Origin of the sequence: Mesorhizobium sp. M1027, from assembly GCF_040318745.1 — a bacterium.
In the GTDB taxonomy this organism is placed as follows: domain Bacteria; phylum Pseudomonadota; class Alphaproteobacteria; order Rhizobiales; family Rhizobiaceae; genus Mesorhizobium.
In genome coordinates, this window is the sequence record NZ_JAMYMW010000002.1 from 40562 (window position 1) to 65604 (window position 25043).

The 25043-nt window shown below is 64.3% G+C and carries 28 protein-coding genes and 1 pseudogene; 16 read left to right on the forward strand and 13 right to left on the reverse strand.

From position 1 onward, the window contains the following. Positions 1 to 49 precede the first annotated feature (49 nt). Positions 50 to 1801, forward strand: coding sequence for a saccharopine dehydrogenase family protein (locus NKH50_RS04680; RefSeq protein WP_352876997.1), 1752 nt, complete (start codon positions 50 to 52; stop codon positions 1799 to 1801). On the opposite strand, the gene NKH50_RS04685 is transcribed toward NKH50_RS04680, so the two are convergent. The 3 genes from NKH50_RS04685 to NKH50_RS04695 all read right to left on the reverse strand — a co-directional run bounded on the left by NKH50_RS04685 (position 1690) and on the right by NKH50_RS04695 (position 5189). After that, positions 1690 to 2073, reverse strand: coding sequence for a DUF1850 domain-containing protein (locus NKH50_RS04685; RefSeq protein WP_352476825.1), 384 nt, complete (start codon positions 2071 to 2073; stop codon positions 1690 to 1692). The genes NKH50_RS04680 and NKH50_RS04685 overlap by 112 nt on opposite strands. Further along, a complete protein-coding gene (locus NKH50_RS04690) occupies positions 2070 to 4166 on the reverse strand; it encodes a TRAP transporter permease (RefSeq protein ID WP_352876999.1) in 2097 nt (698 codons plus the stop codon). The genes NKH50_RS04685 and NKH50_RS04690 overlap by 4 nt, the downstream gene beginning before the upstream one ends. A gap of 63 nt (positions 4167 to 4229) precedes the next feature. After that, positions 4230 to 5189 (reverse strand): TAXI family TRAP transporter solute-binding subunit, encoded by a 960-nt coding sequence (locus tag NKH50_RS04695; protein ID WP_352877001.1) that lies wholly within the window; start codon positions 5187 to 5189, stop codon positions 4230 to 4232. A 237-nt stretch (positions 5190 to 5426) separates the two neighbouring features. Here NKH50_RS04695 and NKH50_RS04700 point away from each other — a divergent pair, with 237 nt between their 5' ends. Then, on the forward strand, positions 5427 to 5795 hold the full coding sequence (locus NKH50_RS04700; RefSeq protein ID WP_352877003.1) for a YciI family protein: 369 nt from the start codon (positions 5427 to 5429) through the stop codon (positions 5793 to 5795). A 7-nt stretch (positions 5796 to 5802) separates the two neighbouring features. Continuing rightward, entirely contained in the window at positions 5803 to 7059 is a 1257-nt protein-coding gene (locus tag NKH50_RS04705) for an RNA polymerase sigma factor (RefSeq protein ID WP_352877005.1), read from the forward strand. A 15-nt stretch (positions 7060 to 7074) separates the two neighbouring features. Here NKH50_RS04705 and NKH50_RS04710 read toward each other — a convergent pair whose 3' ends face one another. The 6 genes from NKH50_RS04710 to hrcA all read right to left on the reverse strand — a co-directional run bounded on the left by NKH50_RS04710 (position 7075) and on the right by hrcA (position 12473). Next, positions 7075 to 7698 carry a glutathione S-transferase family protein gene (locus NKH50_RS04710; RefSeq protein WP_352648466.1) on the reverse strand — a complete coding sequence of 208 codons (624 nt, stop codon included), beginning with the start codon at positions 7696 to 7698 and terminating at the stop codon, positions 7075 to 7077. 137 nt (positions 7699 to 7835) lie between these two features. After that, positions 7836 to 8816 carry a cysteine synthase A gene (gene cysK / locus NKH50_RS04715; RefSeq protein ID WP_254818008.1) on the reverse strand — a complete coding sequence of 327 codons (981 nt, stop codon included), beginning with the start codon at positions 8814 to 8816 and terminating at the stop codon, positions 7836 to 7838. A 153-nt stretch (positions 8817 to 8969) separates the two neighbouring features. Continuing rightward, a complete protein-coding gene (locus NKH50_RS04720; protein ID WP_352591732.1) occupies positions 8970 to 9587 on the reverse strand; it encodes a LysE family translocator in 618 nt (205 codons plus the stop codon). An 87-nt stretch (positions 9588 to 9674) separates the two neighbouring features. After that, complete coding sequence (locus tag NKH50_RS04725; RefSeq protein WP_352802311.1) at positions 9675 to 11030, reverse strand: PQQ-dependent sugar dehydrogenase; 1356 nt, start codon at positions 11028 to 11030, stop codon at positions 9675 to 9677. Positions 11031 to 11130: 100 nt separating this feature from the next. Next, positions 11131 to 11328 carry a hypothetical protein gene (locus NKH50_RS04730; RefSeq protein WP_352648472.1) on the reverse strand — a complete coding sequence of 66 codons (198 nt, stop codon included), beginning with the start codon at positions 11326 to 11328 and terminating at the stop codon, positions 11131 to 11133. A gap of 32 nt (positions 11329 to 11360) precedes the next feature. Continuing rightward, positions 11361 to 12473 (reverse strand): heat-inducible transcriptional repressor HrcA, encoded by a 1113-nt coding sequence (gene hrcA, locus NKH50_RS04735; protein WP_352877010.1) that lies wholly within the window; start codon positions 12471 to 12473, stop codon positions 11361 to 11363. Positions 12474 to 12618: 145 nt separating this feature from the next. Here hrcA and rph point away from each other — a divergent pair, with 145 nt between their 5' ends. The 5 genes and pseudogenes from rph (at position 12619) to NKH50_RS04760 (ending at position 15944) form a co-directional block, all read left to right on the forward strand. Beyond that, a complete protein-coding gene (rph, locus tag NKH50_RS04740; protein WP_254818003.1) occupies positions 12619 to 13335 on the forward strand; it encodes a ribonuclease PH in 717 nt (238 codons plus the stop codon). A 32-nt stretch (positions 13336 to 13367) separates the two neighbouring features. Further along, positions 13368 to 13778: a VOC family protein gene (locus tag NKH50_RS04745; RefSeq protein ID WP_254818002.1), complete on the forward strand. Its 411-nt coding sequence runs from the start codon at positions 13368 to 13370 to the stop codon at positions 13776 to 13778. Positions 13779 to 13807: 29 nt separating this feature from the next. Continuing rightward, the gene (gene rdgB / locus NKH50_RS04750) at positions 13808 to 14455 is read left to right on the forward strand and encodes an RdgB/HAM1 family non-canonical purine NTP pyrophosphatase (protein ID WP_352877550.1); all 648 of its coding nucleotides are present in this window, start codon (positions 13808 to 13810) and stop codon (positions 14453 to 14455) included. Continuing rightward, complete coding sequence (gene hemW, locus NKH50_RS04755; RefSeq protein WP_352877012.1) at positions 14452 to 15615, forward strand: radical SAM family heme chaperone HemW; 1164 nt, start codon at positions 14452 to 14454, stop codon at positions 15613 to 15615. Before rdgB ends, hemW begins: the two co-directional genes overlap by 4 nt. A gap of 4 nt (positions 15616 to 15619) precedes the next feature. Further along, positions 15620 to 15944, forward strand: a pseudogene (locus tag NKH50_RS04760) (low molecular weight protein tyrosine phosphatase family protein). A gap of 48 nt (positions 15945 to 15992) precedes the next feature. Here NKH50_RS04760 and NKH50_RS04765 read toward each other — a convergent pair. Beyond that, positions 15993 to 16178 (reverse strand): hypothetical protein, encoded by a 186-nt coding sequence (locus NKH50_RS04765; RefSeq protein WP_352877014.1) that lies wholly within the window; start codon positions 16176 to 16178, stop codon positions 15993 to 15995. A gap of 7 nt (positions 16179 to 16185) precedes the next feature. Next, complete coding sequence (locus NKH50_RS04770) at positions 16186 to 16371, reverse strand: hypothetical protein (RefSeq protein ID WP_352689797.1); 186 nt, start codon at positions 16369 to 16371, stop codon at positions 16186 to 16188. Between the two features lie 176 nt (positions 16372 to 16547). On the opposite strand from NKH50_RS04770, the gene rsmI reads away from it, so the two are divergent. The 4 genes from rsmI to NKH50_RS04790 all read left to right on the forward strand — a co-directional run bounded on the left by rsmI (position 16548) and on the right by NKH50_RS04790 (position 19328). Then, a complete protein-coding gene (gene rsmI, locus NKH50_RS04775) occupies positions 16548 to 17474 on the forward strand; it encodes a 16S rRNA (cytidine(1402)-2'-O)-methyltransferase (RefSeq protein WP_352877017.1) in 927 nt (308 codons plus the stop codon). Further along, positions 17467 to 17844: a YraN family protein gene (locus NKH50_RS04780; protein ID WP_023678973.1), complete on the forward strand. Its 378-nt coding sequence runs from the start codon at positions 17467 to 17469 to the stop codon at positions 17842 to 17844. Before rsmI ends, NKH50_RS04780 begins: the two co-directional genes overlap by 8 nt. A 192-nt stretch (positions 17845 to 18036) precedes the next feature. Further along, a complete protein-coding gene (locus tag NKH50_RS04785; RefSeq protein ID WP_352689798.1) occupies positions 18037 to 19008 on the forward strand; it encodes a complex I NDUFA9 subunit family protein in 972 nt (323 codons plus the stop codon). Positions 19009 to 19091: 83 nt separating this feature from the next. Further along, a complete protein-coding gene (locus NKH50_RS04790) occupies positions 19092 to 19328 on the forward strand; it encodes a metallothionein (RefSeq protein ID WP_254817997.1) in 237 nt (78 codons plus the stop codon). A 137-nt stretch (positions 19329 to 19465) separates the two neighbouring features. On the opposite strand, the gene NKH50_RS04795 is transcribed toward NKH50_RS04790, so the two are convergent. Together NKH50_RS04795 and NKH50_RS04800 are read right to left on the reverse strand one after the other, a co-directional pair. Further along, positions 19466 to 20071: an NAD(P)-binding protein gene (locus NKH50_RS04795; RefSeq protein ID WP_352877020.1), complete on the reverse strand. Its 606-nt coding sequence runs from the start codon at positions 20069 to 20071 to the stop codon at positions 19466 to 19468. A 94-nt stretch (positions 20072 to 20165) separates the two neighbouring features. Next, positions 20166 to 20972, reverse strand: coding sequence for an undecaprenyl-diphosphate phosphatase (locus NKH50_RS04800; RefSeq protein ID WP_352689800.1), 807 nt, complete (start codon positions 20970 to 20972; stop codon positions 20166 to 20168). A gap of 161 nt (positions 20973 to 21133) precedes the next feature. On the opposite strand from NKH50_RS04800, the gene NKH50_RS04805 reads away from it, so the two are divergent. The 4 genes from NKH50_RS04805 (at position 21134) to mepA (ending at position 25023) form a co-directional block, all read left to right on the forward strand. Next, on the forward strand, positions 21134 to 21826 hold the full coding sequence (locus NKH50_RS04805) for a glutathione S-transferase family protein (protein ID WP_254817994.1): 693 nt from the start codon (positions 21134 to 21136) through the stop codon (positions 21824 to 21826). After that, positions 21807 to 22967, forward strand: coding sequence for a tRNA epoxyqueuosine(34) reductase QueG (queG, locus tag NKH50_RS04810; RefSeq protein ID WP_352701140.1), 1161 nt, complete (start codon positions 21807 to 21809; stop codon positions 22965 to 22967). Before NKH50_RS04805 ends, queG begins: the two co-directional genes overlap by 20 nt. Then, positions 22964 to 23872 carry an SDR family oxidoreductase gene (locus NKH50_RS04815; protein WP_352877023.1) on the forward strand — a complete coding sequence of 303 codons (909 nt, stop codon included), beginning with the start codon at positions 22964 to 22966 and terminating at the stop codon, positions 23870 to 23872. Before queG ends, NKH50_RS04815 begins: the two co-directional genes overlap by 4 nt. A 65-nt stretch (positions 23873 to 23937) precedes the next feature. Further along, the gene (gene mepA, locus NKH50_RS04820) at positions 23938 to 25023 is read left to right on the forward strand and encodes a penicillin-insensitive murein endopeptidase (protein ID WP_352701142.1); all 1086 of its coding nucleotides are present in this window, start codon (positions 23938 to 23940) and stop codon (positions 25021 to 25023) included. Positions 25024 to 25043 lie beyond the last annotated feature (20 nt).

The following is a 25043-nucleotide window of genomic DNA, read 5'->3' on the forward strand; positions in this document are numbered from 1 at the left end:
CTCACCGCCGTGGCCGGGAGCGGCGCGGGGCATTTTGGGGGAACTGCGGATGAAGGTTCTTGTCGTCGGCGGCTATGGCACCTTTGGCGGTCGCACCGTCGAGCTTTTGGAGGGCGAACCGCGTCTGATCCTCTTCGTCGCCGGGCGCTCGCTTGCCAAGGCTGACGCTTATTGCGACAGGCCTGCGCCGACAGCAGCCCGGCTGGAGCCGGCCCTGTTCGACCGTGACGGCGATCTCGCCGCGCAACTCGCTGCATTTGAGCCTGATATTGTAGTCGACGCGAGCGGCCCATTCCAGGCCTATGGCGAGGGACGCTATCGCCTGATCGAAGCCTGCATCGCCCGGCGCATCAACTATCTCGATCTAGCCGACGGCTCGGATTTCGTCGCCGGCGTCTCTGCGTTCGACGAGGCGGCGCGAAATGCCGGGGTTTTCGTGCTGTCCGGCGTCTCGAGCTTTCCGGTGCTGACGGCCGCGGTTGTGCGCCGCCTGTCGTCGGACCTGACGCGGGTCGACGGCATTCGCGGCGGCATCGCGCCGTCGCCCTTTGCCGGTGTCGGCGGAAACGTCATTCACGCTATCGCCGGTTATGCCGGTCAGCCGGTGCGGCTTGTTCGCAATGGCCGTCCGGAACAAGGCCGTCCGTTCACCGAACAACTGCGCTACACCATCGTGCCGCCGGGCCGGCTGCCGCTTCGATACACGCTGTTTTCGCTTGTCGACGTTCCCGACCTGCGCGCCTTGGCCGAGCTTTGGCCGGAGGCGAGGACCATCTGGATGGGAGCCGGGCCGGTACCCGAGTTGCTGCACCGCGCCCTGATCTGCCTCGCCTGGCTGGTGCGCGCCGGATTGATCGGTTCGCTTTTGCCGCTGGCGCCGCTGATGCATCAGGCAACGAACCGGCTGCGCTGGGGCGAGCATCGCGGCGGCATGTTCGTCGAGGTGGAGGGATCTGACCGGGCGGGCGCCATCGTCAAGCGCTCGTGGCATCTCTTGGCCGAGGGCAATGATGGGCCGCTGATCCCGTCGATGGCGGTCGAAGCGCTGGTCCGCAAAGCGCTGGCCGGACATCAGCCCGCGCCGGGCGCACGGGCGGCGGTCCGCGATTTGGAGCTCCGGGATTATGAAGCGCTGTTCGCCGGCAAGACAATCTACACCGGGTTCAGGAATGAGCCCGCTGACAGGGACAAGTCGCTTTATGCCGTCTTGCTCGGCGACGCCTGGCATGGCCTGCCCCGGGAAATCCGCGCCATGCACGATTGCACAACGATGGCGGCAGGCCGCGCGCGCGTCGAACGCGGGCGCAATGTTCTTGGCCGGCTAATGGCCCGGATGGTCGGCTTCCCCGGGGCAAGCGAGGACATCCCGGTTCACGTCCGCTTCGACACCGACAAGGAGAGCGAGACCTGGACGCGGACATTCGGCAAGCACAGTTTTTCTAGCCTGCAGTTTGCAGGCCGGGGTCGATCGCAGCGCCTGCTGTGCGAACGCTTCGGCCCGCTGACCTTCGCGATGGCGCTGGTTGCCGAGGACGGCCGGCTGGCGCTGGTCTTGCGCCGCTGGAGCTTTTTTGGCCTGCCGCTGCCGATGTGGCTCGGTCCACGCTCGACTTCCTACGAAACGGTGGAGGATGGCCGCTTCCGCTTCCACGTCGAGATCTCGCATCCACTTGCCGGCATGATCGCCTGCTACCGCGGCTGGCTGGAGCCCTCCGGCCCGCACGGCTCCAGCGAGATCGTGTCGCCTGCCAGCTTAGCCAGTTCGCGGCAGTCCTGCGCCGTGCACAGCGTCCAACCCTGACCCGTAGCGCCCGACGCGGCGAGCACGAGGCGCCGCTGTGGCCCGACCTTGGGCGCATAGACCCACCAGCCGTTTCTCAGCACCGAGCCTTGCGGCGGCTCCATCCCGGCGCCCGATCCCTTGATGCGGGCCTCGACCAGCTGCAGGCCGGACGGCAGCACCTTCCAGTCTTCCTGCCACTGGGTCTTCTCCACCGAATGCACCCAGGAGAGCGTGAAGGCAGCGACCGCGAGCGTCACCGTCTTGCCGGCCGCGGCTATGCAGAGGCTCATGCCGAGTTGGCCAGCGAAGCCTGCCGCGCACGCCAGCAGTGCCAGCCGATCCAGGCAAGGGACAGCGCCCAGCCCGCCTCGTCGGTAAGCGGCAGCGCCGCAACCAGCAGCACGCCGGCGGCGAAGGCGACGAGGCGTTCCCACCAGGCCATGCGCCGGGCCAGAAATCCGACGGCAGCGGCGCCCCACAGGACGATGCCCATGCAGGCTTTGATGACGATATAAGCGACCTCGACGGGATAGCCGAACTGGGCGGCGATCGGGCCGGGGTCCTGCAGCATCAGCGCCGGGGTATAGACCGCCATGAACGGCACAACGAAGCCGGCAATGGCAAGCTTGGTGGCCTGGATGCCGATCTTGAGGCCGCTTTCCTTTGCCATGGGTGCGGCGGCGAAGGCGGCCAGCGCCACAGGCGGGGTGAGATCGGCCATGATGCCGAAATAGAAGACGAACATATGGCTGACCACCAACGGCACGCCGAGCGACAGCAGCGCCGGCCCGGCCAGCGACGAAGTGATGATGTAGTTGGGAATGGTCGGTATGCCCATGCCGAGCACCAGGCAGGTCAGCATGGTCAGAAGCAGCGACAGGAACAGATTGTTCTCGCCGATCGAGATGATCCAGCCGATGAAGGTCGAGGCGATGCCGGTAAGCGTCAACGTGCCGATGACGATGCCGATGATGGCGCAGGCAATGCCGACCGGCAGCGCGTTCTTTGCTCCCTCCGCAAGGGAATCGATGCATATGCGCAGCGTCTCGCGCCCGCCCTTGAAGGTGAGGCAGGCGACGACCAGCACGGCGATGACCAGGCTGAGGATGTCGACGCCGAATTTCATGAAGGAAGCCGCGGCAAGCCCGAGCGCCAGCCAGAAGACGATGCGGAAGGCGAGCGGCCCGATCGATGCTGCCAGCGGCGTGCCGAGAATAAGCACGATGGTCAACGCCAGGCCCATGGTGCCGGCGAACACCGGTGTGTAGCCGGCAAACAGCAGGTAGATCAGTGCTGCGAGCGGCAGTACCAGCGGCCAGTGCTGTCTCACCGCATCCCACGGATTGGGCAGGTCGGTCCTGGCCATGCCGTGCAGTCCGGCCTTGCCTGCCTCCAGGTGTACCTGCCAGGAACAGGCGCCGAAATAGAGCAGCGCCGGAATGATCGCCGCCTTGACCACCGCGGCATAGGGGATGTTCAGGGTCTCGGCCATGATAAAGGCAACCGCTCCCATCACCGGCGGCATGATCTGGCCGCCCATCGACGAGGTCGCCTCGACGGCGCCGGCGAAGGCCGAGCGGAAGCCGAAGCGCTTCATCAGCGGGATGGTGAACTGGCCGCTGGCCACCACATTGGCGACGCCGGAGCCGGAAATGGTGCCCATCAGCGCCGAGGACAGCACGCAGACCTGTGCCGGGCCTCCGCGCCACGAGCCGACCAGGCCAAGCGCAAAATCGTTGAACAGCGCGATCATGCCGGCGCGTTCAAGAAAAGCGGCGAAGACGACGAAGATGAAGATGTAGGCGGCCGAAACATAGACCGGCGTGCCGTAGATGCCTTCGGTGCCATAGGCGAAGGTGTCGACGAGCTGGGCGAAATCATAGCCGCGATGGATGAAAGGCGGCGGCAGATGATTGCCGGTAAATGCGTAGGCGAGAAAGATGAAGGCAATGACGGCGAGCGGCAGCCCCATCAATCGCCGCACCGCCTCGAAGACCAGCACGACCAGCACCGCGCCGACGATCAGGTCAGGCGTGGTGAGAAAGCCGGAGCGGCGGATGAGGTCGGCATAGAACACCCAATTGTACAGACCGGTGGCGAAGCCGAGCACCCCGAGCGTCCAGAACACTGCTTTCGCCGGGACGCTTTTAGCGCGCAGATTGGCGATTAGGGCAAAGCCGAGCAGCAGCAGGAAGCCGACATGCATGGCGCGTACGACCTGGCTCGGCAGGCTGCCATAGGCGGCGATGTAGATCTGGAATATGGAGAAGGCGATGGCGATAAGAAAAGCCGCCTTGCCGGCGATGCCTTCGCCGAAGCCCGGCGGCAATCCTTCGACAGGAGCTTCCGCTGTGGGGGAAAGAACGGTCGGGGTTGCGGTCATTAGCGGGGTTCCTGGCGGGGCGCTCCCCTCCCCGAGGGAGGGTGCGGAGCGAGGCGAGGCTCCTTACTTCACCAATCCCTTTTCCTTGTAATACCTCTCGGCGCCTGGATGCAGCGGCACCGGCATGCCGTCGAGCGCCTTGGCAGGGTCGATCGCCTTGGCAGCGGCGTGGGCAGCGACGAGCTGGTCGAGATGCTCGAACAGCAGTTTGGTCATCTGGTAGGCGGTCTCGTCAGGGACATCGGCGCTGGTGATCAGGAAATTGCCGACGGCGGCGGTCGCGACATCCTCGGTCTGGCCCTCATAGGTGCCCTTGGGGATGACCACGGAAAGATAGGGCGAGCCGATCTTGGCGACGTCCTCCGCCGGCACGGCAACGATGTTTACCGGCACCGAGGTGGCGAGGTCACGGATCGATGCGACCCCAAGGCCCGCCGACTGCAGCGTGGCGTCGAGCTGGCGGTTCTTGATCAACTCTACGGACTCGGCAAAGGGCAGATATTCGATCCGCCCGAGGTCTTCGTATTTCAGCCCGGCAGCGGCGAAAATGGTGCGGGCGTTGAGCTCGGTGCCTGAGGCCGGCGCGCCGACCGAAAGGCTCTTGCCCTTGAGATCGGCGAGCGTCTTGATGCCGGATTCCTTGCTGGCGACGATCTGGATATAATTGGGATAGATGGCCGCAATGCCGCGCAGCTTGTCGAGCTTGCCTGGGAAGCCTGCTTCGGTATTGCCTTCGGCGGCCAGCTTGACGGAATCGCCGAGTGCAAAGGCGATCTCGCCCTTGCCCTGCTGCAGCAGGTTGAGGTTTTCGACCGACGCTTTCGTCGCCTGCACCTGGGTGCGCGCGCCTTCGATGCCCTTGCCGTAGATTTCCGACAGCGCCACGCCGAGCGGATAGTAGACGCCCGACGTGCCGCCGGTCAGCACGTTGATGAATTCCTGTGCCTTGACCGATACCGCGCCAAGGCCAAGCGACAGCGCTATGGCGCCGGCGGCAACGAACTTCGTCCTGAAATTGAGCATTCGGTTTCCTCCCTGAAGTATCTGCCGCACTCTCCTCGTCAGCGCGATCCGGGACGAGTTTAGAGAGCGGACGGGAAATGCCAACCCGCAATTGTCGCCATTAGACGAACGGTTGAGCTTGCGTGAAATGCCATGGGAGCCGAAAGATTTTTGCAGCGCCTGTCGAAATCGGGCGAGGCCGCGCGACATACGTTCGGCCCGCAACGGAGCGGCCTTCGAGAAAAACGGGAGAAGACCATGCGATACATGCTTTTGATCTATGCGAACGAAGCCGCGATGGCGGCCGCGCCGACGGAGCAGACCTACGAAATCAGTGCAGCCTATGGAGCCTATACCGAGGCGTTGAAGAAATCCGGAGCGTGGCTGGCCGGCGACCGGTTGAAGCCGACCCAGACCGCCACCACGGTGCGGATGGCCAACGGCAAGACCAATGTGCTCGACGGTCCCTATGCCGACACCAAGGAGCAGCTCGCCGGCTTCTACATGATCGAGGCTGAGGACGCCGACGCAGCAATTGCCTGGGCGGCTCGCAGCCCGGGTGCCAGCACCGGCACGATCGAGGTGCGGCCGATCTGGGAAATGACCGAGTACCCATCCCAGAAGTGACCGTGTGATGGACAGTCGTCCGGAGATCGCGCGGGCGGCGGCGGAAGCGGCCGCCCGGCAAAGCTACGGCAAGCTGGTCGCGTATCTCGCCGCGCGCACACGCGACGTGGCCGCTGCCGAGGACGCCTTGGCAGATGCCTTTGCAGCGGCGCTCGAGCGTTGGCCACAGGCGGGCGTGCCCGACAAGCCGGACGCCTGGCTGCTGGCGGTGGCACGCAAGCGCCGCGTCGACGCGGTCAGACGGCGACTGACAAGCGAGGCGGCCCGCGACCACCTTAGGCTGATCGCCGAGGAGATGGAGGCACGCATGGTCGACGAAGACCTGCCGGACGAGCGGCTCCGGCTGATGTTTGCCTGCGCCCATCCGGCGATCGAGGCCGGCGTCCGCGCGCCGCTGATCCTGCAGACGGTCCTGGGCTTCGACGCAGCGACGATCGCCTCGGCTTTCCTTGTCTCGCCAGCCACGATGAGCCAACGCCTGGTGCGCGCCAAGACACGAATTCGCGAGACAGGCATTCCGTTCCGCGTGCCGGAGCGGGCCGAACTCGGCGAGCGGCTGGGCACCGTTCTGGAAGCAATCTACGCGGCGTTTGCCGAAGGCTGGTCCGACCCGGCCGGCACCGAAACGCGGCGCCGCAACCTCGCGAGCGAAGCCATCTGGCTCGGCCGTCTGATGGCCACGCTGATGCCGGACGAGCCGGAGGCGCTCGGCCTTTTGGCGCTGATGCTGTTCGCCGAAGCGCGGCGCGCGGCGCGGCGCAATGTGGCGGGCGATTATGTGCCGCTGGCCGAGCAGGATCTTGCACTGTGGGACGATACACTGATCGATGAAGCGGAGACGCTGCTCGGGCGCGCCGCGGCCAAGGGCGTTGTCGGCCGCTACCAGCTTGAGGCCGCCGTGCAGTCCGCCCATGCGACAAGACGGCTGACCGGCGGCACCGACTGGGTCGCGATCAAGGAGCTCTATGACGCGCTGTCGGTGATTGCCGGCTCGCCGGTGGTTTCGATCAACCGTGCGGTGGCCATTGCCGAGGCCGAAGGTGCCTCGGCAGGATTGGGCGCCCTTGATCAACTCAGCGGCGATAAGCGGCTGTATGACTATCAACCTTACTGGGCCGCCCGCGCGGGCCTGCTGGCCAGGGTCGGCAAAGTTCCGCAGGCGAGCGAGGCCTATGACCGGGCTATCGGCCTCGAACGCGATCCAGCCGTGCGCCGGTTCCTGCAGGAACGACGGGCCGCGCTCGGCCGCGCGGAAAAAGACTGAGACAAGGCGGAGTGCTCAGGCCGGCCACATGTCGTGGGAAGCATTCAGCCTCTTCATCACCCGATGTTCCCGCAAATTGGCCCACAGGCGTTCGATGTTCGGCCAAGCGGTTGGAACCTTCGCGACCTCCGGATGCCAGGCCACCAACATGACGAGATAGATGTCGGCCAGCGAGAGTTGGTCGCCGGCCAGCCAGTCGCGGCCGTCGAGAGCGGCATCGAGAATGGCGAAGCTGCGATCCATTTCCGAGACCGCCGCCTGTTTGAGGGCGTCCACGCCGCCGGCGTCGGCGGTGTAGCGATGTGCGTAGAAGAACCGCAGGTTGGCTGGATAGATGACCGACGACATGAAAACCATCCAGCGCAGGAAATCCGCACGGTCAGGCGAACTTGCCGCGGGCGCCAGTCCTGCTTCCGGGTGGCGCTCGGCCAGCAGGATGCAGATCGCCGCGGATTCGGTCATCGAGCGTCCGTCCGGCAAGATCAGCACCGGCACCTGGTTCAAGGGGCTGATGTCAAGAAAGGCCTGATCGAGGCGGCCCTTCGGAACGTCGACCTGGTGGAAAGGCACGCCCGCCAAAGCGAGCGCCGCCTCGACGACAAAGCCGCCGGTATTGGCACGCGTATAGAGCTTGTACATGAAGTCCTCCACCTGCCGGGCAGCGACGATTTGATACGGAAGTGACCCGCCGCTCAAGCGAACGACGCCGCTACAGGTATTTTCAGCCGCCCGCCGGAAGGGCAGCGCGCGAAGGGATCGCTGTTCGTGTCCAGACTCTAAGTCCCCAATCCCTCGAACAGGATAGTCGAGAGATAGCGCTCGGCGAAGGAGGGGATGACGACGACGAGAGTCTTGCCCTTGTTCTCGGGCCGCGAGCCGACGACGATCGCCGCTTGCAGGGCGGCACCCGACGAAATGCCGACCGGCACACCTTCGAGCCGAGCGACGAGCCGTGCATTGGCAACCGAATCCTCGTTCGAGACCTTGACGATCTCGTCGTAGATCGTCGTGTCGAGGATTTTTGGCGCGAAGCCGGCGCCAATGCCCTGGATCTTGTGCGGGCCTGGCTGGCCGCCCGACAGCACCGGCGAGGCTTCCGGCTCGACGGCGACGACATGCACCGAGGGCTTGCGCTTCTTCAGCACCTGGCCGACGCCGGTGATGGTGCCGCCGGTCCCGATGCCGGCAACGAAGATATCGACTTCGCCATGGGTGTCGTTCCAGATTTCCTCGGCCGTGGTGCGGCGATGGATTTCCGGATTGGCGGGGTTTTCGAATTGCTGCGGAATGACGGCGTCGGGCAGTGTTGCCGCCAGCTCGTCCGCCTTGGCGATGGCGCCCTTCATGCCTTTCGGCCCTTCGGTCAGCACCAGCTCGGCACCGAGCAGCGCCAGCATCTTGCGGCGTTCGACGGACATGGTTTCCGGCATGGTCAGGATCAGCTTGTAGCCCTTGGCGGCGGCGGCAAAGGCGAGCGCGATGCCGGTATTGCCCGAGGTCGGCTCGATCAGCGTGGTCTTGCCGGGTGTAATCCTGCCCGAAGCCTCCAATGCCTCGATCATCGAGACGCCGATGCGGTCCTTGACCGAGGCGATCGGGTTGAAGAATTCGAGCTTGGCCAGCAGATTGGCGACGACACCCTTCTCCCTGGCGAATTTATCCAGCCGCACCAGCGGCGTGTCGCCGATCGTTTCGGTGATCGAATTGTAGATGCGGCCGCGGCCGGGCACGTGTGTGTGGGTGGCGGGCTTGTTCATTGGTTTTCCTCCCAGAGGTCAAGCGGCAAGAGCCGGGCGGGCATAGGATAGAGCCATCCGCCGCGCAAGATAGGCACGTTCGAAAAATATCCGAGTGACGGTCGTGCTGAATACCGGCGCCTTGCAGGGCGTTGGGCGGATTGGCGAAGAGATCTACTGGCGGGCGGCAATTGCCGCCGCCGCACCGACCATGAAGCCGGCGGCGGTGCGGTTGAGTGCCCTCAGCGCCCGCGGCGACTTCAGGAACCAGCGCGCCTTGGCCGCCAGCGCCAGATAGGGCACCAGCACCACGAGTAGAACGACGATAGTGAGCGCGACCAGGATGCCGTAATCGGCCAGCGTGATCGTCTTCAGATCGACGATGGTCGGGGTGATGGCGAGATAGAAGATCATCGTCTTCGGATTGCCGAGTGTGACGGCGAGACCGGCTACAAAGCTGGATGCCAAGCCGCCTTTGCCTTTCTTCGCCTCTACCGTTTCGGGCGTGATGCCGCTCGTCCAGAAACGCCAGCCAAGAAAAGCGAGGTAGGCGACGCCCAGCCATTTGATGGCCAGGAAGACCATGCCGAAAGTCTGTGCGACGAAAGCCAGGCCGAGCACCACGGCAGTCAAATAGGTCAGGTCGCCGAGCATCAGCCCGAACGACATGGCCAGCGACGAGCGGAAGCCGGAACCCAGCGCACGCGCAACAAGCGCGGTGACGCCTGGGCCGGGGATGGCTGCGGCGATGCCGAGAGCGGCGCTATAGGCGAGAAACCCGGTGAGCGTCATGGTTCGCGCTTGTCGCACAATGTTGAAGTTGGGTGAATTCCCTCGGGCCGAATTCTATTGCGCCAGCGCAGCAGGCGATGCCGCCGTTCAGGAGCGGCCGTCTTCGTAGGTAACGCGCCAGATGGTGCCGTTACCGTCCTCGGTGACGATCAGGGAGCCGTCCTTGGCCATGGCGACACCGACCGGGCGGCCCCAGACGGCGTCGTTCGAGATGACGAAGCCGGTCATGAAGTCCTCATACTCGCCGGTCGGCTTGCCATCCCTGAATTTGAGCCTCACCACCTTGTAGCCGGTCCTGGCGCCACGGTTCCACGAACCATGCATGGTGACGAAAGCATCCCCCCGGTAATCCGCCGGAAAGTTCTTGCCGTCGTAGAAGGCTATGTTCATCGGCGCCGAATGCGCCTGCATCAATACATCGGGGACAGTGGCCTTGCCGGCGAGGTCTGGCCGCTCGCCCTGATGGCGCGGATCCTCGTGGTTGCCGATGTAGTACCAAGGCCAACCATAGAACGCACCGTCCTTGACTTCAGTTGCAAACTCGAACGGCACATTGTCGCCGAGCTCGTCGCGCTCGTTGACGACGCACCACAACGCGCCGCTGGCGGGCTGCACCGTCATGCCCGTACAGTTGCGCAGGCCGGTGGCGACAGTTCGGGGATTTTTCCCGTCCGGGTCAAAGGCGAGCACATCGGCACGGCCTTCCTCGGGGCCCCAGGCCGCCCCGAGCGGCTTTGATTTCGCCCAGGCGTCAAGGCCGCCATCGGGCTGCTTGTCCATGTCTTCGGCGACATTCGAGTCCGAGCCAACCGATAAAAAAAGCGTCTTGCCGTCAAGCGAGAAGGCGATGTCGCGGGTCGAGTGACCGCCCGACGGGATTTTGGCGACAATGGTTTCTGGTTTACCGGACGCCTTCAGGTCACCGTCGCGATAGGGGAAGCGGACGATGCTGTCGCTGTTTGCGACATAGACCCATTGCGGCTTGCCGCCTGGCGGATAGAAGGCGATGCCGTATGGATAGTTGAGGCCTTGGGCGAAAATCGCTTTCTCGATGGGTTTGGCGCGGCCCTCGGCCAGACGGTAGACGCGTATTTGGTCGGCATGGCCGTTTGCGATGAACAGGTCGCCGTTCGGAGCGACGCGAACGACGCGCGGATTATAGAGTCCGGAGGCGATCATTTCGGCCGAAAAGCCCGGCGGCAATTCTGGCTCGGCGCTTTCGGGCCGTTCCGCCACGCCGCCGCCGTTCGAAGCGGATTGAGCGGGGTCGGCTGCCGGCATGTCTTGCGGCCCGATGAGGCGGCGGACGCCAGGCCTGTCGGCGTGCCAATCGCCAAAAGCGGCTTCGCCTTTGAGCACCTTTTGATCCGCCTGCTGGGCGGCTGCCGGTGTCGCGACAAGGAGGGCAGCGGCAACGGCCGCAAAGCCGCCAGATCGGATCATTAACGTCCTCCGAAGTTTGCCTCGAAGAGGGCAAACGGGATCAGGCATTGGTCGTTCCAAGCGGTCGTCCAGCACACGAGGATTTGAAGCCGAACCCTGTTCAGTTGCCAGAGGCGTAGAAGTCGTCGTCGAGGCGCTTTTCCAGCGCGACCAGATCGGCCGGCAGCGGCAGGCCCATGGCCCGCATCTCTTGCAGCTTCTCACGCAACTGCTCTTGCACCTCGTGGTGATCCTCAGGCTGATTGACCATTTCCTCGAGCAGTAGGCTGATCTGGGCCTTGAACGATTCCAGCGCCATTCTTTTCTCCTTGCGGCAGGCCGCGGCGGCTCCTAGCGCAGCATGCGCGAAATCAGCTGCGCGGTATAGTCGACCATCGGTACTATGCGCGCATAATTCAGCCGCGTCGGCCCGATGACGCCGAGCGCACCGACGACGCGCGCGTCCTTGTCGCGATAGGGTGCCACCACCAGCGAGGAGCCCGACAGCGAAAACAGCTTGTTTTCCGAACCGATGAATATGCGCACCCCCGGGCCTTCCTCGGCGAGGTCGAGGAGCTGGATCAGCCCATCCTGCGTCTCCAGATCCTCGAACAGATGCCGCAGCAATTCTATGTCGGCCTGGGCGGTGACGTTTTCCAGGAGATTGGCGCGGCCGCGCACGATAAGCCGCCCAGGCACCCCGCTTTCGGCGCCTGCCCAGACCGCCAGGCCCTTCTCGACCAGATCCTGCGACAGCGTGTCGAGGGCTGCCCTGGTCTCTTTCTTGATGCGGGCGATTTCGACCCGGGCCTCGGCCAGGGTGCGGCCGCGGATATGGGCGTTGAGGAAGTTGGAGGCTTCGTGCAATTGCGAGACGGTGATGCCGGCGGGCAGATCGATGACGCGATTTTCGACGTCGCCGTTCTGCGAGACCAGCACGGCCAGCGCCTTGGTCGGCTCGAGCTGGATGAATTCGATGTGCTTCAGCGCCGCCTCATTTTTGGCGGCGAGCACGAGGCCGGCGCCGCGCGACATGCCGGACAGCATCTGGCTGGCCTCGGTCAGCATATGCTCCAGCGTCGCGCCCGAGCCGGAGGCGCGCACCTGCGCCTCGATGGTGCGGCGCTCCTCGTCGGAGAGGTCGCCGAGTTCCATGAATGCATCGACGAAGAAGCGCAAGCCGGCCTGGGTCGGCAGCCGGCCAGCCGAGATGTGCGGCGCGTAGATCAGGCCGAGGTGCTCGAGGTCGCTCATCACGTTGCGGATGGTGGCCGGCGACAGCGATGACGGCAGGATGCGCGACAGGCTGCGCGAACCGACCGGCTCGCCATCCCTCAAATAGGAATCGACGATGCGCCGGAAGATGTCGCGCGAACGCATATCGAGCGATTGAAGCGCGGGCGGTTGAAGTGCCGGCGACGAGAGCACTGGCGACTGCGAGCCGGGATCGACTACCTTGGTCATTCGAGCCAAAAACCTCCGGTCCGAAGATATAGACTTCCGCGGCGTCGGCGCAACCGGTCCATTTTCCTTTGCGCCTCACGCCCCGTGCGGCTACAAGCCGGCCAAGATTCCCCGGCCAAGATTCCGAAGAAAGAAAGAAGCCTGAATGCGCCCTTCCAAACGCCAATTCGACGAAATGCGCCCCATCTCCTTCGAGCGCGGCGTCTCCAAGCATGCGGAAGGCTCGTGCCTGGTGAAGTTCGGCGACACGCATGTGCTGTGCACGGCCAGCCTGGAGGAAAAGGTGCCGGGCTGGATGCGCAACTCCGGCAAGGGCTGGGTGACGGCGGAATACGGCATGCTGCCGCGATCGACCGGCGAGCGCATGCGCCGCGAGGCTTCGGCCGGCAAACAAGGCGGCCGCACGCTGGAGATCCAGCGGCTGATCGGCCGCTCCCTGCGCGCCGTGGTCGATCTGCAGGCGCTCGGTGAGCAGCAGATCACCGTCGACTGCGACGTGATCCAGGCCGACGGCGGCACGCGCACCGCTTCGATCACCGGCGGCTGGGTGGCGCTCTACGACTGCCTGCGCTGGATGGAAGCCCGCCAGATGGCGAGCCTGGGCAAGGTGCTTAAGGATCACGTCGCGGCGATCTCCTGCGGCATCCATGATGGCCAGCCGGTCATCGATCTCGACTATATCGAGGATTCCTCGGCCGGCACCGACGCCAATTTCGTCATGACCGGCAAGGGCGGCATCGTCGAGATCCAGGGCACAGCCGAGGGCGAGCCGTTCTCGGAAGAGCAGTTCGCGGCGCTGATGGGGCTCGCCAAGAAAGGCATTCAGCGCCTGGTCAGCTTGCAGCAGATGGCGGTGGCTTAGCTGCGGTCAATATTGAAGAGATTGGCGATCCTGTGACTCCTTCCGCAATCCTGGAATCAGCACTCTACGTGACGGACCTTGCTGCCGCGGAACGGTTCTATTCAGGCGTCCTCGGGCTCGATCTGCTCGGTAAGGTCGATGGCAGGCATCTCTTCTTCCGCTGCGGCGACGGCGTGCTGCTTATCTTCAACGCCGAGGCGACCAAAGTGCCGCCGCGGGCCGACGCCAAGCTGCCCGTGCCGCCGCATGGCACGGTCGGCGAGGGCCATCTTTGCTTCGCCGCAAGCGCGGATGAAATCCCACGCTGGAAAGCGCATCTTGAGGCGAAGAAAATCGCCATCGAAAGCGAGTTCGAGTGGCCGCAAGGCGGCCGCTCGATCTATATTCGCGACCCCTCAGGCAATTCGATCGAATTCGCCGAGCCAAGAATCTGGGGCATCTGATGCATTCGCCGCCTGTTCATTCACCAACTATTCATTCGCTTGATGGGCATAAGATCGTCGTCGCAAGCCACAATGCCGGCAAATTGCGCGAATTCACCGATCTGATGGCGCCATTCGGCATAGAAGCGAAGTCCGCAAAGGAATACGGCTTGCCGGAGCCGGACGAGACCGGCACCACTTTCGAGCAGAACGCCCTCATAAAAGCCTTGGCCGCCGCCAAGGCCACTGGGTTGCCGGCGCTGTCGGACGATTCCGGCCTGTGTGTCGATGCGCTCGACGGCGCACCCGGCGTCTACACCGCCAACTGGGCCGAGACGCCGGACGGCTCCCGCGACTTCGGCATGGCCATGCAGCGCACGGAAGTGGCCTTGCAAGAAGTTGGCGCGATCACGCCTGCCCAGCGCAAGGGCCGCTTTGTCGCGGTCATCTGCCTTGCCTTCCCTGATGGCCAGGCGGAATATTTTCGCGGTGAGGTCGAGGGCACGCTGGTATGGCCGCCGCGCGGCGAGCTCGGCTTCGGCTACGATCCGGTGTTCTTGCCCGATGGGTTCGAAAAGACCTTCGGCGAGATGAGCGCGGAGGAAAAGCATGGCTGGAAGCCCGGCCAGCCAACCGCATTGTCGCACCGTGCCCGTGCCTTCCAGAAATTCGCCCAAGCCCGATTGGCCGGCGCATGACCATGCTGCTCGACCGCAGCCCCGGTTTCGGCGTCTACGTCCACTGGCCGTTCTGCGCGGCCAAATGCCCCTATTGCGACTTCAACAGCCATGTCCGCCACCAGCCGGTCGACCAGGAGCGTTTTGCCCGCGCCTTCGAGACCGAGCTGGCGACGATGCGCGGCCGCACCGGGCCGCGCGAGGTGACCAGTATCTTTCTTGGCGGCGGCACGCCATCGCTGATGAAGCCGCAGACCGTGGCGGCGGTGCTGGATGCAGTGGCGAAGAACTGGACGGTGCCTGATGGCATCGAGGTGACGCTGGAGGCCAATCCCTCCTCGGTCGAGGCCGAGCGCTTTCGCGGCTATCGCGCGGCCGGCGTCAACCGGGTGTCGCTTGGCGTGCAGGCGCTGAACGACAAGGATCTGCGCTTCCTCGGCCGTTTGCACAATGTCGATGAGGCCCTGCATGCGATCGGCCTGGCGCGCGAGATATTCCCACGGCTGTCGTTCGACCTGATCTACGCGCGACCTGGTCAGACGCCGGAAGCGTGGCAGGCGGAGCTCGAGCAGGCGATCGGCCACGCCGCAGACCATCTGTCGCTCTATCAGCTGACCATCGAGGAAGGCACGCCGTTCCATGCACTGCATGCGGCAAGGAAATTCATCATTCCAGACAATGAGCTTGCCGCCGATCTCTACGCGTTGACACAGGAGATCACCGCCGCGCACGGACTGCCGGCCTACGAGATTTCCAACCACGCCAGGCCCGGCGCCGAAAGCCGGCACAATCTCACCTACTGGCGTTATGGCGAATATGTCGGCGTCGGTCCCGGCGCGCATGGCCGGTTCGTCGAAAATGGCCGCCGCGTGGTGACGATCGCCGAGAAAATGCCGGAGACCTGGGCCAATCTGGTCGAGGCCAAGGGCCATGGCGTTACCGGCGGCGAAATCCTGACGCGCTCGGAAGAGGCCGACGAGTTCCTGCTGATGGGGCTGAGGCTGGCGGAAGGCATCGACCTTTCCCGCTACGAGGCATTTTCAGGGCGCGGCCTGTCGACGGCACGGCTGTCGGTGCTGCAGGACGAAGGCCTGGTGGCACCGATCGGCAATGCCCGCCTGCGCGCCACGCCGGCCGGCATGATCGTGCTCGATGCGGTCGTGGCGGATTTGGCCAGATAGCACGTTGAAGAACGTTCTCTTCACCTGCAGCCAGAATCGCTTGCGCAGCCCGACGGCGGAGCAGGTGTTTTCCAAGCGGCGGGACATCGAGGTCGCTTCGGCCGGCACTAATGACGCATGAACTCGTCGCCTGGGCCGACATCATCTTCGTGATGGAAAAAACGCACCGCGCCAAACTGCAGCAGAAATTCAAGACAAGCCTGAAAAAGGCTCGAGTAATCTGCCTCGATATTCCCGACGACTATGCATTCATGGACCCGGCTCTGGTGGACCTGCTGGAGCCCCGCGTCTCGAAGTATCTGGGTGAAGGATACATGGCGGAGCATTAGCAACCGCGCTTCGAGAACTGTCTCGACCGATCGCTAAGGTTTGCGGGGTCAAGCCTCGTGCTTGTGGCGGTGTTTGGCGCGATCTTTTTCGCTGGTCTCTCCGGAACGGGCCGGCTTGATCTCGCTTTTGTCGCGTGAGGCATGGTGCTGGTCGTCTGCGGAATGTGACGCTGCGCCATCGCGGGCGCTTTTTGTTTCGAGGCGGGTGATGAAAATGTCGAAGCGATTGGGCATCGTCCGGTCAGTGCTCCATCGTGCGGTCGGTTTCGTTTGCTTGCTTGCTCTCTGTCGATCGCTGGCGTGCAAGCGGCTTCTTGGCTCTGCCATCTGCGGCTTCGGCAGGCAGGCTCTTGTCGCATGGCGCGGCGAAGCGTTTGCGGCCGGCATAGTAGGGTTCGAAAACGTCCTGTATGGTCAGGCTGTTCATCCTGCTCCTCCCGAGATCAGGTGTAAAATTCGCCGGCAACGGTTTCGTTCCCTACTATGGCGAAGGCATGGCGGCTGGTTCACGTCGGCATCCCTTTTGGAACCCGGGCCTTTGCAACCCAGGCTTTTGCAACCAAGCGTGAGCCGTGCCAAACAGGGTCGAACGGAGTTGTGCAGGTGACCGGCGAATCGGCCAAACGCAGTTATGTGGTCGGGCAGACCGAAATCGCCGCCCGGCCGCTCGAGCCGGCGCTCTACCTGGTGGCGACGCCTATCGGCAATCTCGCCGACATCACGCTGCGCGCGCTGGAAACGCTCGCCGCCGCCGATATCGTCGCTTGCGAGGACACACGTGTCAGCCGCGTGCTGCTCGACCGCTACGGCATCCGCCGCCGCACCACCGCCTACCACGAGCACAATGCCGGCGAGGCCGGACCGAAGCTGATCGCGGCGCTGCTGGCCGGCCAAAGCGTAGCGCTGATCGCGGATGCCGGCACGCCGCTCATCTCCGACCCCGGCTACCGGCTGGTCGGTGAGGCGCTGGAACGCGGCATTCGTGTCGTGCCGATCCCCGGCCCGTCAGCAGCACTTGCCGCTTTGACGGCATCCGGCCTGCCCTCGGACGCGTTTCTGTTTGCCGGCTTCCTGCCGGTGAAGACCGGGCAGCGGCTGACGCGGCTGGAAGCGCTGAAGGCGGTGCCGGCAACGTTGATCTTCTTCGAATCGCCGCGCCGGCTGGCCGAGACGCTCAGTGCCATGGTCGAGGTGCTGGGCGGTGCCCGCAAGGCGGCGATCGGCCGCGAGCTGACCAAGACTTTCGAGGAGATGCGGACCGGCACCCTGCAATCGCTCGCCGGCCATTATGCGGGAGCCGATACGCCCAAGGGTGAAATCGTCATCTGCGTCGGCCCGGCCGATGCGGTCGCTGATGAGCCAGAAGACATCGACCGGCTGCTGCTTTCGCTCGCCGCCGAAATGCCGGCCTCCAAGGCAGCGGCGGAAGCCGCCAAGATGACGGGTGGCCAGAAGCAGACGTTCTATCGTCGGCTGCTCGACCTCAAGAATGCTGGAAGAGACGGGGCCGGCGGAGACGGCGATGGCTGAACGGCCAAGCGCCAGCCGGCAAAAGGCCTACCGGCGCGGCCATCACGGCGAATGGCTGGCGGCGGCGGCGCTGATGCTGAAAGGCTACCGAATTCTTGCCCGCCGCCACCGCACCAGGTTCGGCGAGATCGACCTGATCGCGCGGCGTGGCGATCTGGTGCTGATCGTCGAGGTCAAGGCGCGCCGCACGCTGATGGAGGCAATGGAAGCCGTCGGTCGCGAATCGGAGCACCGCATCGAAGGCGCCGCCGATTTCTGGCTGTCGCGCCAATCCGACTACGGAAAATTATCGGTGCGCTTCGACATGGTGGCGGTGCTGCCGTGGCGTTGGCCGGTGCATGTCGAGAATGTGTTTTACGGGCGAAACTAGGCCATTCTCGAAGTGGGGCCGTTTTGCTGCGCCTGCGGTTCAGATCATGGTTTGCCGATCTGTCAAGCATCCGCCCAGCGCTGACTGGAACAAAAGCGTTCCTGCGTTGTTCCTCAATCGTCCTGATGTTCGACGGGCTGGTTCAAGTGCCGGCCAGGGCAGTCCTCGTGGCAGCTATGCGAGGACAAAGGGATGGCGAGGCAAATGGATCCCGACGATCTCAACCCGGAACGGATCGTCACCGTGTTCGGCGGAACTGGCTTTCTCGGGCGCAGGATCGTGAAGCGACTCCTGGAAAGAGGTTTCACGGTGCGCGTCGCATCTCGCCATCCGGCTCGCGTGGCCCTGGTCTTTTCCTCGATTACGAGGATGCCCGAAGCAGTCGACGCGGATATAACGGATGCGTCCTCGATCGGGTCGGCCATTGCCGGATCGCAGGCGGTCGTGAATGCTGTCAGTCTTTACGTCGAGCAGGGCGTCCAGACCTTTGAACGCGTGCATGTGAAAGCCGCGGCCGATCTCGCTGCCGCGTCGCGCGACCGCGCGATCGACCAGTTCGTCCAGATTTCAGGGATCGGCTCCGATCCTCAATCGGATTCGAATTACATAAGGGCGCGTGGGCGCGGAGAAGGTGCCGTGGAAAGCGCATTTCCCGGCGCTTTCATTGTGCGTCCCGCCGTCATGACAGGACCTGACGACACTTTCCTGACGACCATTGTGAGGCTGATACGCCTCCTGCCGGTCTATCCGCTGTTCGGCGATGGTGGCACACGGCTTCAGCCGGTCCATGTGGCGGACGTCGCAGAAGCAGTGAGCCGGCTGATCGACGGGCGAACCCACAAGGGTTCATCCATATTCGAATTCGCTGGCCCGCGCATCTATACCTATAAGGAACTGCTTCGGGAGATCGCCCGACAGCTCGGGACGCACGTCCAGCTGATGCCGGTGCCGTTTGCGGTATGGAACGCCTTGGCTGGCGTCGCGGAACTCCTCCCGGCTGCCCCCATAACGCGCAACCAGGTCGATCTCATGCGTCAGGACAATGTGGCAGCAATCGACGTGCCTGGCCTGAAGGAACTCGACATCGAGCCGCGGGGTATCGACGAGGTGATCCGTGCGATCGAACAGCGTCGTGGCACAGGCTCGCGGTCGTCTCCGCCTTAGGACGGCCCCCTGATCCTGGCGGGAACCTATCGCCGCGCGACAGGTTGGTCGAGCTTGGAGCCAGTGAAAGAAGGAAAAGAACTATGGCCAGATGCGATCAATGCGGGAATGACTACGATAAGGCTTTCAACGTGACGATGGCCGACGAGACCTACACATTCGACAGCTTCGAATGCGCGGTCCAGAAACTTGCTCCGACGTGTCCGCATTGCGGATGCCGGATCATCGGACATGGCGTCGAACAGGATGACATCATCTACTGCTGCGCACATTGCGCCGCGGAGGAAGGCGCGAGCGCGCTGACCGATCGTGCGCCTTGACGCGCCTCCTTTGGCGTCTCCAGGTCGACCATTCCGAACGACTGCGCCGGCTCGGTCCGCTAGGCAGCGTACGTCGTCTTGATCGCGCCAGAGCTGTCATGTTCTTGCAGTTCAAGAACCCGCGTTCGACGGCTGGTTTAGACGCCGTTCCGTGGCAAGTCGGCTCGCGCTTGGACAAGTCGCTCCACGACGGCCGCCGTCTCCTCTGGAATGGCCGGTATGGTGCCCGACTTCCGCGTCGATCCGAAATCGAGGCCGGGGAAAAAGAGACCTGGAACAGCGCCGACGCCATCCTCGTGGACGGGCTGGCCGGCTGCATCGAGCGCGCCGGGAAGCCGAACCCACGAGAAATCGCCGGTGAAGCCCGTGCACCAGATCACCGATCTGATGCCGCTCGCCGTCCAGTCGAGGGAGCGGATCGGAGGATCGGGCAAGCGCGGTTCAATCGTCTCGGCCGGATCGTCCTCGGCCAGTGGCGCATCGAGGCCGGCGCGCTCGATGTACTCGTCAACCAGGCGCTTCGCGCCCCAGGGCTCGGGGCCGTCGTAGGAATCACCGGGTAAGATGGAGCGGACGGTCGGCGAGTTCAGTCGAAACGAGTTCCATCGCTGCGTTCGCCACGTTTCGCCAATCCGGCCTCGATCGAGTACACGGTGGTTGCGGCCCTGCCGTTTCAAGAAGTAGCTGACGCCGAGACCCGCCGGACCGGCGCCAATAACGAGGGCGTCAAGAACTTCGCTCACGCATTCCCCCTGCCAACCATACGTCCACAAGATCGTATGGCTCGGCTTCGGGCAAGAATAGAGTTCCGGCTGGGATTGCGCTATCCGCGCCGGCTCACCCCCAGATTGCCAGCCCCGTCAGCCCGACGATGCCGACGACCAGCCGCCACCAGCCGAACAGCGCGTAGCCATGGCGCGAGACGTAGTCGAGCAGGAAGCGCACGACGATTAGCGCGGTGACGAAGGCGGCAACGAAGCCGACCGTGATGATGGGCAAGTCGGCGCTGCTTAGCACATTGCGGTTCTTGAACAGGTCGAAGGCGAAGGCGCCGACCATCGTCGGGATGGCAAGGAAGAAAGAGAATTCCGCCGCCGCCCGCTTGTCGACGCCGAGCAGCAGCGCGCCGACGATGGTCGAGCCCGAACGCGACGTGCCGGGGATTAGCGACAAGCACTGGAACAGCCCGATCTGCAGATAAAGCCTGGTCGGAAACCGCTCGACATCGTGGTAATACGGCTTCGGCGTCATGCGATCGACCAGCAGTAGGATGACACCGCCGATGATCAGCATGATGCAGATCAGCCGCGGCGATTCGAACAGCACCGTCTTGATGAAGTCATGCGCCAGTGCGCCGATAATGGCCGCCGGCAGGAATGCGATGAGAATGCCAAGGACGAAATGCCGCGTCAGCCGATCGTAGGGCAGCTCGAGCAGCATCTTCCAGAGACGGCGGAAATAGACGCTGAGGATCGCCAATATGGCGCCGAGCTGGATCAGGATCTCGAAGGCCTTGCCGGTCGAATGAAAGCCGAGGAAATGGCCGGCGAGCAGGATATGACCGGTCGAAGACACCGGAATAAACTCGGTCAGGCCCTCGAGCATGCCGAGCAGCAGCGCTTCGACTACGGTTTGGCTTTCCATGGCAACCTCGGCGTTGGAGGGCGGGCTTGAGAAAACGGTTTGCTTGTCACGGCGCGGAACTCCCCCTATAGGTCGCAGCACCCTGACAGCCCCTGAATCGGGCGGCCAAGACTTACCGGCGCAGCCGGCGATTTGCCAGTGCGCTCTATTATCGCGGGACCATGCTGACGCTTTTCCACCATCCGATGTTCGCCAGCTGCCGCTTCGTCCGCCTCGCCTTTGGCGAGTATGCCGAGGAACTGGCGCTGATCGAAGAAAAGCCGTGGACGCGGCGCAAGGAGTTCCTGGCACTGAACCCGGCCGGCACGCTGCCGATCCTGCTTGCCGAGGGCGACGTGCCGATCGTCGGCGCGATGGTCATCGCCGAATATCTCGACGAGACGCGCGGCGTACTCAAGCGCGACAAGCGGCTGTTCGCCGAGGATCCGATGGAGCGCGCCGAAATCCGCCGGCTGACCGACTGGTACCTCAACAAGGCGGAAAGCGAGGTTACCCGGCATCTGGTGCGCGAGCGCGTCCTGAAGCCGGTCATGCCAGAAACGGCAGGCGGCGGGTCGCCCGATTCGGCGGCGATCCGCGCCGCCCGCGCCAATATTCGCCAGCATATGAAATACACCAACTGGCTGGCCGGCACCCGTCATTGGCTGGCCGGCAACAAGGTCACCTATGCCGATCTCGCGGCGGCGGCGGCACTGTCGGTGCTCGACTATCTCGGCGAGATCGACTGGCGCGAACACAGCGCCGCGCGCGAATGGTATACAAGGGTGAAATCACGGCCTTCGTTCCGGCCGCTTCTGTCCGACCGGGTGCGCGGCCTGTCGCCGGTGTCACATTATGCGGATCTCGATTTCTGATACGGCAAAGCTGCGCGCGCTCATCGACCGCGAGGCGCGGAACGCCGGCTTCGACGCCGTTGCCGTCACCACGCCCGATGCGATCCCGCAGGCGCCGGAGCGGCTGGCCGAATTCGTTATTGACGGCTTTCACGGCTCGATGGGCTGGATTGCCGAAACGCTCGAGCGGCGAGGCAAACCGAGGACGCTTTGGCCAGAGGTCCGCTCGATCGTCGTGCTGGCGATGAATTACGGCCCCGACCACGATCCGCGCGAGGTGCTGGCGAAGCGCGACCGCGGCGCGATCTCGGCCTATGCGCAGAACCGCGACTATCATGACGTGATGAAAGGCCGGCTGAAGGAGATCGCCGGCAAGATCGTGGCGCGCGCCGGTGGTGACGTGAAAGTGTTTGTCGACACCGCACCGGTGATGGAAAAGCCGCTGGCCGAGGCGGCCGGCCTCGGCTGGCAAGGCAAGCACACCAACCTGGTTAGCCGCGCGCATGGCTCCTGGCTGTTCCTCGGCACCATCTTCACGACGGCCGAGCTGGTGCCGGACGCGCCTGAGAACGATCATTGCGGCTCCTGCCGGGCCTGCCTCGACGCCTGCCCGACCGACGCCTTTCCGGCGCCTTACCGGCTCGATGCGCGGCGCTGCATTTCATACCTCACCATCGAGAACAAAGGACCGATCCCGCATGAGTTTCGGGAAAAGATCGGCAATCGCATCTATGGCTGCGACGACTGCCTGGCCGCCTGCCCGTGGAACAAGTTCGCCCAAGCCGCTTCGGAGGCAAGGCTTGCCGCCCGCCCGGACTTGCGCGAACCGCCGATCGCCGAGCTGCTGCGTCTCGACGACACTGTCTTCCGAACGCTTTTTTCGGGCTCGCCGATCAAGCGCATCGGCCGCGACCGTTTTATCCGCAACGTGCTGATAGCGGCCGGCAATTCCCAGGACTTGTCGCTGGCCGGCGCCGTTCGCGCGCTGCTCGACGACGCCTCGCCCCTGGTTCGCGGAGCCGCAGTATGGGCGCTGTCGCGGCTGGTGCCGGGTCGGGAGTTTGCCGAACGTGCCGCAGCCGCTTTGCAGGCAGAAGATGACGAGGCGGTGAGAGGCGAATGGCTTCTGGCCCTGCCAAAGCCGATCGAGGCGCATACATGACAAAAAAGCAGATTTTCGTCTTCGGCGCCGGTTATTCGGGCAAGGCCTTCGCCCGCGCCAACAGGGATGCCGACACAACGATCTTCGGTACAACACGGTCGCTGGAAAAATTCCCGGCGCTGCGGCAAGCCGGTATCGTGCCGCTGCGTTTCGATGGCACGCTGACCTCCGAAATCGGCGATGCCCTTGGGAAGACAACCCATCTCGTCGTCTCGGTCGCGCCGGACGAGGCCGGCGACCCGGTGCTGGGCGCGGCCCGCGAGGAGATCGCGGCCAACATGCCGGAGCTCGGATGGATCGCCTATCTCTCCACCGTCGGCGTCTATGGCGACCATGGCGGCAATTGGGTGGACGAGGCCGCCGAATGCCGGCCAGTATCGAAACGATCAGCGATGAGGGTTGCCGCCGAGCAGGATTGGCTGAAACTGGGCCACGACGTCGGCCGACCGGTGGCGATCCTGCGACTTTCCGGCATTTATGGGCCAGGACGTAACGCAATGGTCAATCTGGAAAACGGCACCGCCCGGCGGTTGGTCAAGCCGGGCCAGGTGTTCAACCGCATCCATTGCGACGACATTGCCGGCGCGCTCTGGCATCTGGCCGAAGGCAATCGCGGCGGCATCTTCAACATCACCGACGACCTGCCGGCGCCGCCGCAGGACGTCGTCGCCTATGCCGCCCAATTGATGGGCATCGAGCCGCCGCCCGAAATTCCGTTCGAGACCGCCCAGCTTTCGCCCATGGCGCGGTCTTTCTATGGCGAGAACAAGCGTGTCGCCAACGCGGCAATCAAGGCGGCCGGTTATGGCTTTCGCTTTCCCGACTATCGCTCGGCGCTCGATGCCATGTGGGCGAGCGGCGACTGGCGCGACGGCGAGGCGCGCAGCCCGATGAAACGGTCCTGATCGATACGTTGCGCGGGCTATGGTATGATGCGGTTCAAATCGCGGAGGGGTCCAGCTTGGGGAAAATGTTGAAGCGAGCCTTGCCCGGCAAAACGCTGCCGCTGACGGCAGCACTGGCCGTCGCCAGCTTGGCGGCGCTTGCAACGCAGCCAGGGAGTGCCGAGCAACGGGCAAAGGACCTGTTCGGCGCCAAAAAGCTGCCGGCACTCGCAGCAGCGCAATCGATCGGCTTCTATTCCAAAGGCTGTTTTTCCGGCGGCGTCGCCCTGCCCCTGGACGGCCGGCACTGGGAGGTGATGCGACCGTCGCGCAATCGCCGCTGGGGCCATCCGGCAATGATCGCGCTGATCGAGAAGCTGTCGCGCGATGCCGCCGCCGATGGCTGGCCGGGCCTGTTGATCGGCGACATCTCGCAACCGCGCGGCGGTCCGATGCTGACCGGCCATGCCTCGCACCAGATCGGCCTCGACGCCGACATCTGGCTGACGCCGATGCCCGACCGCAAGCTCTCGGCCGAAGAGCGCGAAAATATCAGCGCTACCTTGATGGTCGACGAAAAGACCCATCTGGTGAAGGACGGGCTGTGGACGCCGATGCATACGCGGCTGTTGAGGCGCGCCGCGAGCTATCCCGAAGTCGAGCGCATCCTGGTCAATCCCGGGATCAAGAAGAAGCTCTGCGACACGGTCAAAGGCGACCGTAGCTGGTTGCGCAAGGTCAGGCCGTTCTGGGGCCACGACTACCACTTCCACATTCGCATCGGCTGCCAGCCTGGGTCACCCGACTGCAAGGCGCAGGAAGCGACGGCGCCGGGCGATGGCTGCGACCAGGCGCTGGCCTGGTGGTTCACCGAGGAGCCGTGGCGTCCCAACAAGAACCCGGCCAAGCCGAAGGCACGCGACGTGATGACGATGGCGAACCTGCCCAGGCAATGCCAGTTCGTGCTCGACGCGCCGGCTCCGCCCTCGGCGGAAGCAGTCACCTACTATGGCGACGGCGTGCCGGTTGCGGCCGCACCCGCTCCCGCGGCAGAGCCTTCGCCGCCGCCGACGCTCGCAGCCGGCGCGGCAGCGCTTCCGGCCTCGGCGAACGCCTTTATGGCGACGCCCGAGTTCGGCATTCCGCTGCCGCGGCCACGACCGGGGCACTGATGCGGGCAGCGTGTTCGCTG